Here is a 16,097-nt window from a genome sequence, read left to right on the forward strand (position 1 = left end):
TAACTTTGACCAAAAGAAGAAACTTCTTTGACTTTCTTTGACCTTTTGGAATCAAAGAGACAATCTCAATCATTCAATAGTTAGATTCACTGTTTGACCTTTTCTGACTTTATTATACTTTGACCTTTTTTGACTTTCAAGTCTTTTTTACAAATTTTTTTCGTCTTTTTTTCCCTTCTTGTCCATATATTGTTGATAAAGTAAGGTGGGTGAAACATGAGCAATAAATGGGTATTGGCACTTCAAATAGCTTCTGTCTATATCGGCACTGTCATCGGTGCAGGGTTTGCAACGGGAAAAGAGATCGTTGAGTTTTTTTCAAAATACGGCGCCGGAGGAATTGTTGGAATTATTTGTTCTGCCGTTTTATTTGTTTGGCTGGGAACGAAAATGATGTTGATCGGAAGACGGATTAATGCATCTTCGTATTTGCAGTTGAACCAATTTTTGTTTGGGACGTTGTCAGCTTATGTAGTCAACGGCTTGATGTTTATGATGCTGATTGGCATCACATCGGTCATGCTGTCGGGGGCGGGGGCGATTTTTGAAGAGCAACTGTCGCTTTCAAAGCAATTTGGAATTTTTTTAACGATTGTGCTTTCCATTGCTGTGATTTCGTTTGGAGTCAAAGGGCTGTCTTCCGTCAATCTATTGGTTGTTCCGCTTTTTATTTTGTTTAGCCTGATCATCTCCATTGAAGCCATCATTAGGGGTGATTTTATCGATTTATCGTTGGATGGAGTGTTTCAACCAGTCAAATCAAGCTTTTTATATGTTTCTTTTAATCTCTCTCTTGCTCAGGCTGTACTTGTTCCGCTCGCAAACGCAATAAAGGATGAAAGCGCCATTAAATTGGGCGGAGTTGTAGGCGGTCTCGGATTAAGCTTCATTTTATTTTCCAGCTATTTCTCTCTTCTGCATTTGCCGGACGCCGGGCTTTTTGAAATCCCAATGGCTGAAATTGTCAAGCAGCTGTTTTCAGGCTTTTATTACATATACATCCTTGTTATTTTTGGAGAAATATTTTCATCGTTGATCGGTAATCTGTATGGTTTGGAACGGCAATTATCATCGGAAAAGCCTTTGGCAAAAATCGCTGGTGTCATTTTCATCCTATTATTATGTTATTTAGTCAGCCTGATAGGATACGGAAAGCTTATTTCCACGCTTTATCCGCTGTTCGGGTATATGAGCATTGCCTTTTTCATATTATTAATGTTCAAAAAAATTCCAGACGATAACAAATCATGATAAAATAGTAGGGAAATGAAGGAGGAGTTTATTTGGATAAAATCGCGGTCATTTCTGATATACATGGGAATATTCCAGCGTTGTCGTCTGTATTGAAAGATATAAGCTTGCGAAATGTAGATCGAATTTTTTGTTTAGGAGATCTTGTCGGAAAAGGACCTGAATCAAAAGAAGCGATCGATATCGTCCGCAGCTCCTGCGATTTTGTTTTAAAAGGAAACTGGGACGAGCTGATTACAAGGGAAGATGTAAACGATGTCGTTCGCTGGCATCAAAATCAGTTGTCGCAAGAAGACATAGAATATTTGCGTAGCCTCCCGTTTTCCATTGATTTTTATATGAGCGGCCGCCGGCTGCGGCTTTTTCATGCATCCCCTTTCAGCGTCTGGATAAGGGTACAGCCTTGGGATTCGATTGAAAAAAGATTGTCCATGTTTGAAAACAGCGTTGAAACCGGTTTGGGAACGAAGGAGCCGGATGTTGTCGGATACGGTGATGTTCATAATGCCTTTATACAGCATTTATCCGGCAAAACGCTTTTTAATGCAGGCAGTGTCGGTAATCCGCTGGACCTGCCCGAAGCATCCTACTGCATTTTGGAAGGCATGTTCAACTCGGAGAAAAGGGCTCCTTTTTCGATTCAGCACATACGTGTTCCATATGATATTGACCTTGCCATTCAATTAGCTAGAAAAAAAGAAATGCCGGAACTAAAAGAGTATATTCAGGAATTAACGACCTCACGCTACAGAGGCTTGGAAAAGGCATGATGCGGAGGTAAAAGTAAAATTATTGTAGGCAAAAATTAGCGCCTTCATTTAATGAGAACTCTGATTGCTCATTAAATGAAAGGGAAAGTGTGGCAGTAATATGAGAAAGTGCGGCTGCTCCTGGTAGAATGATCATGGACTACATTTAGATAAAAAATTGCCCACAAACGCTCGGCTCAATCCTGTTTTTTGAAAAAAGAAGATTTTTTTTACCAAGAGAGTACCCTGAAAAAAGTGATTTCGCTATCAAAAATAGCGATTAAAAAAGTTGCCCACAAAGTCTTGAGTGACTCCAGTCGGAGCATGCCGTTTGCATAACCAATTCTGTATGATATAATAAGATACAACTTGAATAAAAATCCGTTTCGAAAGAACGGGAGAGGTTCTAGCACACCCTCTATAAAAAACTAAGGAAAACTATATCCTTGGGATATAGTTTTTTCAATGTTTGCGAAAGGTTTAGAAGTTGAATAGATTTATGATGATTTCGAAAGGCTTCTGAACAGCTTGCTTCCGCCACTGTAGCAGAAAAAGTCAGTTTCTGTTTAAGCTAGGCAGTGTGAATGGCTTTCTTTTTTCAGAAAGGAGCGTTTTCAAATGGATAATAAGAAAGCGGTCGTTGTGTTTAGCGGAGGACAAGACAGTACAACTTGTTTGTTTTGGGCGAAGAAACAATTTGATGAGGTGACCGCTGTCACGTTTCATTATAATCAGCGGCATGCACAGGAAATTGAAGCAGCGAAAAACATTGCGAACGAAGCCGGCATACCTCATTATGTGCTGGACATGTCCTTATTAAATCAAATGGCGCCGAATGCATTAACGCGTTCAAATATGGAAATTGAACAAAAGGAAGGAGAGCTTCCCAACACTTTTGTTCCGGGGAGGAATTTAGTTTTTTTGACATTTGCCGCCATTTTGGCGAAACAACTGGGAGCGAAACATATTGTGACAGGTGTATGTGAAACGGATTTCAGCGGCTATCCTGACTGCCGGGACGTGTTCGTAAAATCCTGCAATGTAACGATTAATTTAGCGATGGAAGAGGATTTTGTGATTCACACGCCGCTTATGTGGATCAATAAAGCGGAAACGTGGAAGTTTGCCGATGAATTAGGGGTGTTCGATATCATTCGCGAAAAAACGTTGACGTGCTATAACGGCATTATTGGCGACGGATGCGGCGAATGTCCTGCTTGCTTATTGAGAAAAAGGGGATTGGAACAATATTTGGCTGAAAAAGGAGCTAATACGTGATGCTTCATCAATTTTATCCGCAAGTTTTTCATAGTTATAGTTATGAGCTGAATAAAGATATGCAAATATCTGCTGCACACTACATCCCGCATGAAAAAGCGGGGAAATGCGCCCGTGTACATGGCCACACGTATTTCGTCAATCTCACTATTTGCGGTGATCAGCTTGATGATTCAGGATTCCTTGTGAATTTTCAGCATTTAAAAAAATGGGTTCATGATCGATTTGACCATACGCTGCTCAATGACCATACGGATGTATTCAATGGTCAAAACAGCGAAGACTTTCCAACGACAGAAGTGGTTGCGCGGAAAATTTGGGAAATTGTCCAGGATCATTTAAATGTACTCCCGAATAAACCGAAATGCTTGCAGGTGTTTGTCAGAGAAACGCCGACAAGCTATGTTGTGTACCGTCCGAAAAGGGAGATGAAATAATGAAAAAAATACCGGTCATCGAGATTTTTGGACCGACCATTCAAGGGGAAGGAATGGTGATCGGACAAAAAACAATGTTTGTCCGAACGGCCGGTTGCGACTATTCATGCAGCTGGTGTGATTCAGCTTTTACGTGGAACGGTTCAGCAAAAGATGAAATTAAACAAATGACAGCAGCGGAAATTTTGGACGATCTTATTGAGCTTGGCGGCGATCGCTTCAATCACGTCACCATTTCGGGCGGAAATCCGGCATTGATTAGAGGATTGGATGAATTGATTATCCTTTTAAGGGAGCAAGGATTTCGCACTGCACTGGAGACACAGGGAAGCCGTTATCAAGATTGGTTTTTACTAATCGATGATTTAACTCTTTCTCCCAAGCCTCCTAGTTCAGGGATGAAAACGAACTTTACTGTGCTTGATGACATTATGAAGCGGCTGATCGATGGCGGACGGAAAGACAATGTTAGTCTAAAAGTTGTTGTTTTTAATGAGGAAGATTTTGATTACGCGAAAAACGTCCACCTTCGCTATCCAAATATTTCATTTTATTTGCAGCCTGGAAATGATCAAGTAAACGAACAAAATGATCACCTCCTGAGAAATCAGCTTTTAGAAAAATTAGAATGGCTGATCGAATTGACTGTTCTATCAAAAGAAATGAACGATGCTCGAGTTTTGCCGCAGCTTCATGCACTTGTTTGGGGAAACAAGCGCGGAGTGTAAATGAATAGGAAAGGATGAAAAAAGATGGCTGGAAGAAAAGATGATGAATTGAAAGATCTGACGCTGTTAGGCAACAAAAATACAAAATATTTATTTGAATACAGCCCAGAAGTGTTGGAAGTATTCGATAATAAACATCCAGACCGCGATTATTTCGTGAAGTTCAATTGTCCGGAGTTTACCAGCTTGTGTCAATAAGGGCACACTTCAGTGGCGACACTGTCGGATAAACCTTGTGAATTCAGGGGAAGAGGATAATGGAGTAAAAAGCGGAAATGGCAATTGTAATCAAATAAAAGAAAAACATGTTCTTGTCTCTTATTCCCATTATCTTTCCAACCCTGAGCCAAGCCTCAAATTTAAGGGAATCTTCTTCTTAAATTTGAGGAAGGTGCAGAGACTATCGAAATCACTCCAGCATGAAGCGAGTAAGAGTAGTGTTGGAGGAAGAGAGTAGAGTACACCAAGATGACAGCATATATTATCTTGGTGGAAGCGCAAGGGTTCTTATTCAATATCGCAGTTGAATAAGAATATGATATAGTCCACCTGTTTGTGAAAAACAGAGGCCAATCACCGGACAACCGGACTTCGCGACCATTTATATCAGCTATATTCCAGACAAAAAATGTGTGGAAAGCAAGTCGCTGAAGCTTTATTTGTTCAGCTTCCGCAACCACGGCGATTTCCATGAGGACTGTGTTAATATTATCATGAATGATTTAATCAAGATCATGGAGCCCCGCTACATCGAAGTATGGGGAAAATTTACGCCGCGCGGCGGTATTTCTATTGATCCTTATGTCAATTGGGGACGTCCTGGAACAAAATACGAGAAAATGGCGGAGTATCGTATGATGAACCATGATTTGTACCCGGAAAAAGTGGACAACCGATAAAGCAAGTCGCTTGAGGAGTTTTTTTGATAAAAGAACCTGCCGAAACTTGCGTTAATTGTAAAAAATTCTTGAAATGGCACTAAACTCTTTGATATAAGAAAAAGTAAAACGGAGCATTCAATTCTCCGTTTTACTTTCCGACAATTTTATAGTTTTTATGATTAACTACTGTTTTTTGTTCCAGATCCATTTCCCGAAAGTTTTCCATGTACGTAAGATCGACGATGACGGAATTTTCATTTACTTTTTCGACAATTCCTTTGAGACCGTCTTTAAATTCAATAACATCTCCAACTTCAGCAATTTTCATTTGTTCTCTCCTTTTTTATGGATTTTCAAATATTTTGCATGATTTCTTTAGAATTGTAAAGTTTTTTTGGACAATCGCAAAAAAATAGGTAAAAAGTTTCCATTGCTCGGTAGACTGTTTTTCATAGAAAAGGAGATGGTCGAGTTGACAAATCAAGAGATACAAGACATTTTAAACAAGCTTCGTGATGGAGAACTGGAAGAATATTGTGTATCAAAGGAAGATTTTATGGCGTTTCGCAAAGTGCTGATCGAAAGGGAAGATTTTAAACATTTTCATGGAACAGCAAAACGCGGTGGCAGCATTGTTTACCGATATACAAAAGATCCAAGAAGCTGACCGATGTCAGCTTCTTAATTTTTGGCACATCTTCCCCTTAAAAACTGCTATTAAAGACTGTTCACTGTTCTTCCCGTGCCTTTACGGCATATTTCTTCAATTTTTTTAATGCTCCTTTTCTCCAATTTTTTACTTTGTTGACTGTGACATTTAGCTCCTCTGCAATTTCCTTCTGAGTTTTTCCTTCAAAAAAATACATGGTAAACCAAATTCGTTGAGCATCTGATAAAGCGGGGGCAATCCGTTCATATAAATCTCTTGCTTCAATGTCTGTATATGGAAAAAATTCCAATTTAGCAGCTATTATGTCATTCGCATGAAGAACATGCCTTTCTTTATATGTTTGTTTTTTCCTTAATTCTGTCATGAGCGAGCCTTTTATCGTTGCATAAGCATAAGTGGCAAACCGTCCTTTCTGTTCGTCATAATTGATGCTTGCTTTCCAGAGGGCGATCGCTGCTATTTGAAAAAACTCGTCTTGGTCTGTATAAATATTTAAAGTTTTCATAATGTGAAAAATTAAAGGGCGAAAAGCAGTTAGCATCTCCTCAAATGATTGATTCTTTTCCACGTGTGCGCATCCTTTCAAAGAGCGCGCTCTTTTTTTTTCCGCGGTAATACAATCGTAAACGGTGTAAATCATTTGAGCGAATCATCATGATTTAGATGATACGCGTCCAATTGTCTGGGAAATTCAATTTTCTATATAGGAAAATACAATTATTTCGTTTCAGCCTCCTCCGTTTTCACCATTTTCCTCCTTATTTCTATAGAAGAAATTTAATTGAATAAATAAAAAGATGGCTTGAAAAAATAATGGAAAGAGGTGGGATGAATGAGCCGAATGTATAAGCAAAATTGGAAAAGAAAAGATTCAATTGAAAAATTGTTTGCTGTCTTCCGCAGTTCTACTGATTTTATTCAATATGACGTCAATACAAGCCATATCAAATATTGGATTTCATATTTTGAAACGTTAGTGGATGTAAATATATTAAATGAAAACATTTTAAAGCCGATTCACTCAAAATATTGGCAGTCATTAGAAGAACTAAAAAACATTTTACCGGTCAAAGATATTTTTTTAACCATTGATACGGATTTAATGAAGGAAAAGCTTTTGGAAGGCTTTGTTATGATTTCGCTAAGCGAATATGGATCTCCGTGCTTGCTCGTTAATGCAAAATTAAACAAAGCTAGAGAAGTTACACTCCCGGAAGTGGAATTTACGGTCATCGGTCCGAAAGAGGCGTTTGTTGAGTCCATTGAATCCAATATTAATTTAATTCGAAAACGATTGCCGATTGAAGAGCTGCGCATTCGGACTTTAAAAATTGGCAGGCTGACGCAAACGAGATTAGCGATCATCTATATAGAAGGCATAGCGGATGAGGAAAATGTATTTACGGTTTGGCAAAGAATTTCTAATATCCAAATTGATCAAGTGAATGATAGTTCGTACATTACGGAAATGATCTCTGACAATCATAATTCTCCCTTTCCTCAGCTGTTGGATACGGAAAGACCGGACCGTGTAGTTTCCATTTTGGCGGAAGGGAAAATAGCGGTCATTGTGGACGGCTCTCCCCATGTATTAATCGGTCCGACAACTCTTGTCGAATTTTTCGCATCGTTTGAAGATTATTTTTTAAATTGGATTTTGTCTTCCTTTTTCCGTATTATCCGCCTGTTTGCTGTCTCCTTTTCCATATTGGCAACACCGATTTATGTAGCTGTTTTAAATTATCATTATGAGTTAATTCCAACTGATTTACTAAACAATTTTGTCACATCCAGAAGGGAGGTCCCAGTTCCGCCTTTTTTAGAGGCGCTGTTTTTGGAAGGAACGATCGAATTGCTGCGTGAGGCGGGCGCCCGGCTGCCGACAAAGGTTGGACAAACGATCGGCATCGTCGGGGGGATTGTAATCGGAACAGCTAGTGTGGAAGCAGGTTTAACAAGCAATATTTTGCTCATCATTGTAGCGCTTGCTGCATTAGCATCATTTACAACACCTGTCTATAAAATGGGCAATACGATCAGGCTTTTGCGTTTTCCATTTCTCATGTTTGCCGAAATGTACGGTCTTTTAGGAATCGTTTTATGCTTTTGTTTTTTAGCGACCCATCTTTTACGATTAACTTCTCTCGGACGTCCTTTTTTGGAACCAATCTATCCTCCGAGAATTTCCGATTTAAAGGATGCATTCCTGCGTATGCCGTTTTCAATGATGAATGAACGTCCGAAACAGCTGCGGACGGAGCAGCCGAAGCGAATGGATGAAGAGAAATCGAGGGAAAATAAAGATATTGATGAATAACAGCGGAAGAGGAGGAATCCAACTTGGCGCAAATAGCAGAACGTCATAAAGTTTCCGCACCGCTCGTTTTTTATTTAGTGCACAGCACTCAATTCGGCATCGGTGTATTAGGTTTTCAAAAAAATGTCGTCAAGTATGCGGGACATGATTCATGGATTTCAGTTATTTTGATCGGTCTTATTGTTCATCTGTACATTTGGATGATCTATCAAATTTTGAAACGTTCAAGCGGAAGCTTAATGACACTGCAGCACGATTTGTTTGGAAAATGGGTCGGCAATGGATTGAACATTGTCTGGATCATCTATTTTTTTCTTGGAAGCTGCGCCATATTAATAGGATATATTGAAATTTTGAAGGTGTGGATGTTTGAAGATTTAAATATTTGGATTTATACCGCGATTTTTATGGGATTGCTTTATTACATTTTTAACGGTGGATTTCGGGTAGTAACCGGATTTGCTTTTTTTGGAGTGGTTCTGCCGCTTTGGATTTTTCTTACATTTTTAATTTTCCCGACTCGTTTTGCAGATCTTCAGCACCTCTTGCTAATTATGGATCATTCACCTCAGGAAATTTTCATGGGAACGATGCAGATGGTCATAACTGTTATTGGGTTTGAAACTCTTTTTTTGTATTACCCCTTTGTCAAAAATATTGACAAATCCCAAAAATGGGCTCATATTGGAAGTTTATTTACAACCTGTTCCTATATCATCATCATGATTGTTTCGATCGTTTATTATTCTGCGGAAGAAGAAATATTGCGCAATAAATGGGCGACGCTAGCGATGTGGAAAATTGTTGAACTTCCTTTTGTTGAAAGATTCGAATATATCGGTATTGCTTCCTGGTCTCTCGTCATCTTGCCGAATATTTGCGTCATGTTGTGGAGCGCCAAAAGAGGTATAACAGAAATTTTTGGAATAACAGAAAAGAAGGCAATCATTTCTGTTCTGGTCGTCATGTTTTTTATAGTCAATGTCATTGTTGATAAAGAAGATATTCAATTATTAAATAAGATCATCAATACGTATGCTCTTGGTATTGTATTTTGCTATATTCCGGTTTTATACCTCATTACGTTTGTACGGGATTTATGGAAAAGGAGAACATAAACATGTGGAAAATTCTCTCCTTCATTATGTTGTTCATGCTGATGCTTTATGGATGTCTGGATAAAGAAATTATTGATGATGTCAATTTAGTGATGGTTATTGGATACGATGTCGGCGAAGGCAATAAAATTAAAGGAACCATTGTTGCTCCTGAATATAAAAAGGAGCAGCCGGTCGACAGCAAGGTGATGACGGTCGAATCAGATTTAAGCAGGGATCTGATTTCCGATTTGCAAAAGGAGTCGCCAGCCCCTCTAGTTTATGGAAAATTGCAATTTGCTCTTTACAGTGAAGACGTAGCAAAACAGGGAATTGAAAAATATGTCGACTCGCTTGAACGAGATGCAAGCGTCGGTTCAAAGGTTATTTTAGCGGTCTGCAAAGGTGAAGCGAAAAATTTGCTGGAAGGAAAATATGGACAACAGGGGACTGCCACGTACTTTCGTAATTTAGTGGAGCATAATATGCACCGGGAAAATTTGCCGATTATCAATTTACACACATATTTGCGCAACTTTCGCATGAAAGGAAAAGACCCTTCTTTACCTTTATTAGAAAAGAAAAACGACCATGTCAAAATAACTGGACTTGCCTTGTTTCAAAAGGACAAAATGGTTGGCGAAATCGAAAATGATCAGCTTTTTTATTTTAAGCTTCTTTCCGATCGATATGTTAAAGGAATTCATACGATCACAATGGATGATGGAAATAAAGCATCTATAGAAAGCATCCGTTCGAAAAGAAGAGCGAACATCGATGAAAAAAATCCGTTCCATTTAACGATAGAGCTGGAAATTGAAGGGTATCTACGCGAATATTCGGAAGGGACTGTTCGTCCGGAAATCTTAAAAAAAGCTGAAAAAGCGTTTGAAAAGGAAATTGTGAAGAACAGTATGGAGATGATCGATATGTTTAAAGAGAAAAACATTGATCCGGTTGGATTAGGAGAAGAAATTTTAAGCCATGCGAGAGGTTTAAGAAAAGTGAAAAATTGGAGGGATATTTATTCAAAGATGGAAGTCGATGTGCATGCGGATGTAAAAATTACTGAAACTGGTGTGGTGCAATAATTCTAAATATTTGATTGCTTCGTTTTGCCAATGAAACGAGAAACCGAAATAACAAAGGCTGACTAAAAATTTTCCTCCCTCTTCCGATCCTCTGTCATGTTTTTGAACTTGTCTCATATGCATGAAATAAGAAAAGAGGGAGGAAAAATGAAAACTTTTTTTAAGGGAGCTCTGCTTTTAATCGTTGCTTCGTTTCTAGGGGAATGCTTTGATTTTATGATTAACATGGTATTGACGCGGGAACTTGGTGAAGAAGGCATCGGCCACTATATGTCGATCATGCCTATTATGTTTTTCATTATCGTGTTAGCAAGCTTTGAATTGCCGATATCTATTTCAAAATATGTGGCGGAAACTGAAAAGCCGTACCATTGGCCAATGTTGAAATATGCTTTTCGCCTAACTTTGTGGATCAGCATTTGCTTCAGCTTAATTGTTTTTTTGCTGTTTCCTGCTCTTCCGCCGCTAAAAAGCTATCATCCTTCCGTTACGGTTTTATTTGTACTGCTTGTTCCGATGATTTCTTTTTCCTCTATTGCTAGAGGCTATTTAATGGGCACGCAGCAAATGGGGAAAATTGCATTTGCAAATGGATTTCGCAAGCTTGTTCAGCTTATTCTGCTCATTTTGCTGTTCAACCTGTTTGAATTTTCTCCTGAAATGTCTGTCATTGCAGGGTTAAGCTCATTTATTGCAAGCGAAGCCGTTATTGTTCTTTATTTGCTTACCGTTTATGTCTATCAGGCGCAAGAACTAAAAAAAAGCACGCTCGCTTCATCCAAAACAGCTTTGATCCGGCGGAGTTTATTTCGTGTCTCTGTTCCAACGACAATTTTGCGCATTTTTCATTCTATGACACATGCGATTCAGCCGTTTTTAATCAAATATGCATTAATGGCAGCAGGTGTTTCGGAGGTTGGAGCGACGGAGCAGTTCGGTCTGCTTTCCGGAGTTGCGATGACGATCGGCTTTTTTCCCGCGTTTATCGCTCATGCACTGTTAACGATTTTGATCCCAACTGTATCAGAAGCGTTTGCTAAAGGAAACCAGGAACTTTTAAAGAAGCTTTTGCAGCAATCGCTCGGAATGACAATGCTTTACGGAATACCTGCGATTGTGATTATGTTTGCTTTTGCTGAGCCGCTTACAAGTTTGTTTGTCAACGGAACTACTGCAACACTTTTTTTAAAGCTTTTATGGCCGTACTTTTTTACCCACTTTTTGATCATTCCGCTGCAAGCGTATTTGATCGGTCTGAACTTAATAAAGGATGCTTTGTTTCATACGGTTTGGGCGCATTTTATCTCGTTTGTCGTCATCTTTTTGCTTGGATCGCAGCCAGAATGGCAAATGTCAGGAGTTATTATCGGGCTCAATGCAGGAGGATTGCTGCAATTTTTAATGCATTATATGACAATATGCCAAAAAATCGGCATTGGCTATTGGTCGCTGAAGGAAAAACGTGTTCATTAAGATTTTCCGGGTTGTCTCTACTGTGATCTATCGCAGCAATAAAGTATGAAATAGCGAAAGTCATCATTTTTCCATCATTGAATGGAAAAAATTAGTGCTCTCATGAAGGGGGAAGCGTTTTGAAAAAAACAGCTGCCTTGCTTTTTCATTTTCTGCTTATATCATGTGTGTTTTTTGGATGTCAAGAGAGCGATTTGAAACAAGAAAATGCACCGAGCAAAACAACTATGAAAGAAATAATAACGAAAGAAGATTCGAAAGTGCCCGCTAACAATTTTGTTTTGCCAACAACTGACGGCAAGATGGTAAAACTTTCGGATTTTAAAGGGAAAAAGGTCGTGATCAATTTTTGGACGACGTGGTGCCCTCCATGTAAGGAAGAATTGCCTGAGCTTCAACGTTTTTATGAACAAGCGGATTCTGAGCACGTCGCGTTTTTAGGAATTAACATTACTTCAGAAGAAGGGGGGAAAGAAGAAGTAAAGTCTTTTTTATCAAAGAGCGGATTTGATTTTCCTGTGCTTTTTGATGAAAAAGGCGAAGTCATGAAATTATACAAGGTTATGGTCATTCCCACTACTTTTATAATCGATGAACAAGGACAGGTGTTTAAAAAAATCATTGGTCCCGTAACAACCGAACAATTAAAACGTTTAACCGATTTGTAAAGCACAGCGAAGCTTCTGTGCTTTTTCTTTTTTAAAAAATAGAATTTTAATGCTTAACATATGAATCGACCGATTTTCCAACCAACGTTTTTGATCTGTAAAAAACCGTGATTGAGAATGATAATAATTATTAATATTAATTATTAATTTAAAATTAATATAATTATTACTTGAAAAAAATAATTGTTGATATATAATATACATATAGATGTTGATATTTTAATAGTTTTTTTACTAGTCGCCAAGAATAGCATATGGAATTCAATAGAAGTGAAGCTGAATTTTATTCTCAGTTAGGAGGTTGTAAGTGAGAATGGAAGCAAAGATGTTTCATAATACGGAATTATTTCAAGGGTTGAAACAGCATGTTGAAATGATTGCGGCCATTGTGTCAGGTGTTCTCATTTTTTTCGCTTGGCTGCTTAGCATAGATGATTTCAACATCATATCAACGATTTTATTTATTTTCGCATTCGTTATTGGGGGATTTGCCAAAGCTAAAGAGGGAATTGAAGAAACGATCCGCGAAGGCAAGTTGAATGTAGAGCTGCTGATGGTTTTTGCTGCTATCGGTTCGGCAATAATCGGCCATTGGCTTGAAGGAGCGATTTTAATTTTTATTTTTGCCCTAAGCGGCGCATTAGAAACGTATACAATGAACAAAACAAACAAGGAGATCTCTTCATTGATGGAATTGCAGCCTGAAGAAGCGCTGCTTTTAGTAGATGGACGGGAAGAAAAAGTGCATGTTTCCACTTTATCGATTGGAGATTTGATCATTGTGAAGCCCGGGGACCGCATTCCGGTGGATGGCCAGCTCATAAATGGTCATACGACAGTGGATGAATCAGCTATAACGGGCGAATCCCTCCCGGTTGAGAAAGAGCCTGGAAGTGAAGTGTATGCAGGGACTGTAAACGTAAATGGATCGATCACCGTTCGCGTAACGAAAAAAGCATCGGAAACGCTTTTTCAAAAAATTATTGAACTGGTGCAAAACGCCCAATCTGAAAAATCTCCGTCCCAGCAATTTATTGAAAAATTTGAAGGAACGTATGTAAAAGGTGTGCTTATTGCAGTGGCTGTTTTGATGTTTGCTCCTCCATTTTTATTAGGCTGGAGCTTTCAGGAAGCTTTTTACAGATCGATGGTGTTTATGGTAGTGGCTTCCCCGTGCGCGCTCGTCGCCTCGATCATGCCGGCGACGTTATCCGCTATTTCTAACGGGGCAAGAAACGGCATTTTGTTTAAAGGGGGCGTACATTTAGAGCGTCTTAATAAAATTCGGGCGGTCGCGTTTGATAAAACGGGAACTTTGACAAAAGGCGAGCCGATCGTCACGGACGTAATCGTACGCCCAGACATCGAAAAAACAGAGCTGTTACAAGCAGTTTATAATATTGAGCGGCAATCCTCCCATCCTCTTGCCAAAGCTATTACAGCTTATATTCAGGAAAATGTAAAAGGACTGAAAGATGAATGGGTATCAGTGGATGAACATTCAGGGTTTGGAGTTTCTGCTTCTTGGAACGGGCAGAAAATATTCGTTGGGAAAGCTGCGTTTGTCGGAAAAGAAGAGGCTGAACAATTTCAAAACTCTGTTTCCAAGAAATTATACAAACAAGGGAAAACGGTTGTTTATGTTAAAGACGAAAAAGGAATTGCCGCAAGCATCGCTTTAAAAGATGTACTTAGACCTGATATGAAAAATTTGATGGATGAATTGAAAAGCAAAGGCATCTATACGGTGATGCTGACGGGCGATACGAAAGCGTCAGCTGAAGCCATTGCTAAAGAGGCATCCGTTGATGAATTTCACGGTGAATGTCTGCCTGAAAGCAAAGTTGACCGAATAAAGCAGTTGAATAAACAATTCGGCGTAACGGCGATGATCGGCGACGGTATCAATGACGCACCAGCTTTAAAAACAGCATCTGTCGGTATAGCAATGGGGGAGGGAACGGATGTTGCTTTGGAAACAGCAGATGTTGTATTAATGAAAAACGATTTAACGAAATTGATCAAAGCGATCGAATTGTCGCAAAAAATGAACAAAATTGTGAAACAAAATATTGCCTTTTCTCTATCGGTCATCGCCCTTCTCATATGTGCTAATTTCCTTCAAGTCATTGACTTGCCGTTCGGAGTCATTGGCCATGAAGGAAGCACCATACTTGTCATTTTAAATGGATTGCGGCTATTAAGATCATAAATAAGAAGAATAACAAGGCGGATTAAGCTATATGATCCGCCTTTTATTTTCTTTTAAAAAGTCATTTGGTTCAGAGTCATCGGGTCGTTTCGTTACAATTATGTATGCAGCTACAATAAAAATGAATCCAACCACCCACCCGATTACCGAACTGTAATAATACACATCAATTAACATCATGCCGATTATGGGTGACGAAAATGCCGCCAAGCAGAGGATCGGGACGATATTTCTTTTGATAAATGTCACAAAAAATACACTCCTTAACTCCCCCGATTGCTTTACCATTATTATTATACTAGAATGGTTTTATTTATAAAATATTCCGAGAAAAATGTAAACAACATTTAAAATAACTTTGAAGGTGAAAAATCCTCCACATTTCTTATTGATATGAATGTTCTTTTCGCTTAAAATGATATTTCATTGAATGGACACAATAGAGAGGAAGAACATCATGTGGAGAAAATGGATTGTTTTATTTTTTGGTTTGCTTGCATTATTTTTCGGATGGGAGCTTTGGCAAAAAGATGATTCAGCCGTAAACAATCGGTTGGAAGCCAAAGTAATTGATGTCGTCGATGGTGATACGATGAAAGTCATCGTCAACAATAAAAAAGAAACAATCCGACTTCTTCTTGTCGATACTCCTGAATCTGTACACCCAACGAAGCCTGTGCAGCCATTTGCAATCGAAGCAAGCAATTTTGCAAAAGAAATGCTGTCAGACAAAAAAGTTGAATTAGAGCTTGGCGTTAGAGAACGTGACAAGTATGGAAGATTACTTGTTTATTTATATATAAACGGACAAATGTTTAATGAAATGCTGCTTGAAAACGGGCTAGCCCGCGTCGCATACGTTCATCAGCCAAATACAAAATATGTAGACCGTTTTTTAGATGTTCAAAAAAAAGCCCAGCACAAAGAAATCGGAATCTGGAGTATAGAAAACTATGTTACAAACGATGGATTTAATGATAAGATTGGACAAGACGACAAAAAAGAGGGCTGCGACATAAAAGGAAACATTAATTCAAAAGGTGAAAAAATATACCATATGCCTGGCAGCAGGCACTATTATATAACAAAACCAGAAATGATGTTTTGTACAGAGGAGGAAGCAAAAGAAGCCGGATTTCGAAAAGCTGAATAACGAGAAAATCATTTAAGCGGGAAAATTTTTTGATATAATACATTTTATAAAACATGAGATGGCAGCAATTATTGAACTGCATAATGAGGTGA

The 16,097-nt window shown here is 38.7% G+C and carries 15 protein-coding genes, 3 pseudogenes and 1 riboswitch; of the genes and pseudogenes, 15 read left to right on the plus strand and 3 right to left on the minus strand.

Annotated elements, in window-relative coordinates; translation table 11 throughout:
- The first annotated feature begins 216 nt into the window (after positions 1-216).
- The 7 genes and pseudogenes from NSS70_RS07975 to queF form a co-directional block, all read left to right on the plus strand.
- Positions 217-1,251, plus strand: coding sequence for a YkvI family membrane protein (locus NSS70_RS07975; RefSeq protein ID WP_066247941.1), 1,035 nt, complete (start codon positions 217-219; stop codon positions 1,249-1,251).
- 32 nt (positions 1,252-1,283) lie between these two features.
- Positions 1,284-2,021: a metallophosphoesterase family protein gene (locus NSS70_RS07980; protein ID WP_063389358.1), complete on the plus strand. Its 738-nt coding sequence runs from the start codon at positions 1,284-1,286 to the stop codon at positions 2,019-2,021.
- A gap of 373 nt (positions 2,022-2,394) precedes the next feature.
- Positions 2,395-2,438: riboswitch (PreQ1 riboswitch) on the plus strand.
- A 141-nt stretch (positions 2,439-2,579) separates the two neighbouring features.
- A pseudogene (gene queC, locus NSS70_RS07985) lies at positions 2,580-3,278 on the plus strand (7-cyano-7-deazaguanine synthase QueC); the annotation flags it as partial.
- Positions 3,278-3,715 carry a 6-carboxytetrahydropterin synthase QueD gene (gene queD, locus NSS70_RS07990; RefSeq protein ID WP_063389356.1) on the plus strand — a complete coding sequence of 146 codons (438 nt, stop codon included), beginning with the start codon at positions 3,278-3,280 and terminating at the stop codon, positions 3,713-3,715. The pseudogene queC and the gene queD, both read left to right, overlap by 1 nt.
- The gene (gene queE, locus NSS70_RS07995) at positions 3,715-4,443 is read left to right on the plus strand and encodes a 7-carboxy-7-deazaguanine synthase QueE (protein WP_063389355.1); all 729 of its coding nucleotides are present in this window, start codon (positions 3,715-3,717) and stop codon (positions 4,441-4,443) included. The genes queD and queE overlap by 1 nt, the downstream gene beginning before the upstream one ends.
- A 24-nt stretch (positions 4,444-4,467) precedes the next feature.
- Positions 4,468-4,635, plus strand: a pseudogene (locus tag NSS70_RS08000) (preQ(1) synthase); the annotation flags it as partial.
- A gap of 377 nt (positions 4,636-5,012) precedes the next feature.
- Positions 5,013-5,342, plus strand: a pseudogene (gene queF, locus NSS70_RS08005) (preQ(1) synthase); the annotation flags it as partial.
- A gap of 130 nt (positions 5,343-5,472) precedes the next feature.
- On the opposite strand, the gene NSS70_RS08010 reads toward queF, so the two are convergent.
- On the minus strand, positions 5,473-5,652 hold the full coding sequence (locus tag NSS70_RS08010) for a YkvS family protein (RefSeq protein ID WP_063389354.1): 180 nt from the start codon (positions 5,650-5,652) through the stop codon (positions 5,473-5,475).
- A 135-nt stretch (positions 5,653-5,787) separates the two neighbouring features.
- On the opposite strand from NSS70_RS08010, the gene NSS70_RS08015 reads away from it, so the two are divergent.
- Positions 5,788-5,991, plus strand: coding sequence for a hypothetical protein (locus tag NSS70_RS08015; protein ID WP_063389456.1), 204 nt, complete (start codon positions 5,788-5,790; stop codon positions 5,989-5,991).
- A gap of 61 nt (positions 5,992-6,052) precedes the next feature.
- Here the strand turns inward: NSS70_RS08015 and NSS70_RS08020 are convergent, their stop codons facing one another.
- Complete coding sequence (locus NSS70_RS08020) at positions 6,053-6,562, minus strand: sigma-70 family RNA polymerase sigma factor (protein ID WP_063389353.1); 510 nt, start codon at positions 6,560-6,562, stop codon at positions 6,053-6,055.
- 264 nt (positions 6,563-6,826) lie between these two features.
- Between NSS70_RS08020 and NSS70_RS08025 the strand changes: the two genes are divergently transcribed.
- The 6 genes from NSS70_RS08025 to NSS70_RS08050 all read left to right on the plus strand — a co-directional run bounded on the left by NSS70_RS08025 (position 6,827) and on the right by NSS70_RS08050 (position 14,852).
- On the plus strand, positions 6,827-8,311 hold the full coding sequence (locus NSS70_RS08025) for a spore germination protein (protein ID WP_082829433.1): 1,485 nt from the start codon (positions 6,827-6,829) through the stop codon (positions 8,309-8,311).
- 23 nt (positions 8,312-8,334) lie between these two features.
- Positions 8,335-9,429 carry a GerAB/ArcD/ProY family transporter gene (locus NSS70_RS08030; protein WP_339199608.1) on the plus strand — a complete coding sequence of 365 codons (1,095 nt, stop codon included), beginning with the start codon at positions 8,335-8,337 and terminating at the stop codon, positions 9,427-9,429.
- 2 nt (positions 9,430-9,431) lie between these two features.
- Positions 9,432-10,499: a Ger(x)C family spore germination protein gene (locus tag NSS70_RS08035; RefSeq protein ID WP_158640196.1), complete on the plus strand. Its 1,068-nt coding sequence runs from the start codon at positions 9,432-9,434 to the stop codon at positions 10,497-10,499.
- Positions 10,500-10,646: 147 nt separating this feature from the next.
- A complete protein-coding gene (locus NSS70_RS08040; protein WP_340881240.1) occupies positions 10,647-11,972 on the plus strand; it encodes an oligosaccharide flippase family protein in 1,326 nt (441 codons plus the stop codon).
- Between the two features lie 119 nt (positions 11,973-12,091).
- Positions 12,092-12,640, plus strand: a complete 549-nt coding sequence (locus NSS70_RS08045) for a TlpA disulfide reductase family protein (RefSeq protein ID WP_339195041.1) — start codon at positions 12,092-12,094, stop codon at positions 12,638-12,640.
- Between the two features lie 313 nt (positions 12,641-12,953).
- On the plus strand, positions 12,954-14,852 hold the full coding sequence (locus NSS70_RS08050) for a heavy metal translocating P-type ATPase (protein WP_340882488.1): 1,899 nt from the start codon (positions 12,954-12,956) through the stop codon (positions 14,850-14,852).
- 27 nt (positions 14,853-14,879) lie between these two features.
- Here the strand turns inward: NSS70_RS08050 and NSS70_RS08055 are convergent, their stop codons facing one another.
- The gene (locus NSS70_RS08055) at positions 14,880-15,101 is read right to left on the minus strand and encodes a hypothetical protein (RefSeq protein WP_082829436.1); all 222 of its coding nucleotides are present in this window, start codon (positions 15,099-15,101) and stop codon (positions 14,880-14,882) included.
- A gap of 208 nt (positions 15,102-15,309) precedes the next feature.
- On the opposite strand from NSS70_RS08055, the gene NSS70_RS08060 reads away from it, so the two are divergent.
- Complete coding sequence (locus NSS70_RS08060) at positions 15,310-16,005, plus strand: thermonuclease family protein (RefSeq protein WP_063389346.1); 696 nt, start codon at positions 15,310-15,312, stop codon at positions 16,003-16,005.
- Positions 16,006-16,097: the final 92 nt, after the last annotated feature.

The sequence above is a fragment of the Aeribacillus sp. FSL K6-2848 genome (genome assembly GCF_038004325.1).
Classification (GTDB): Bacteria; Bacillota; Bacilli; order Bacillales; family Aeribacillaceae; genus Aeribacillus; species Aeribacillus composti.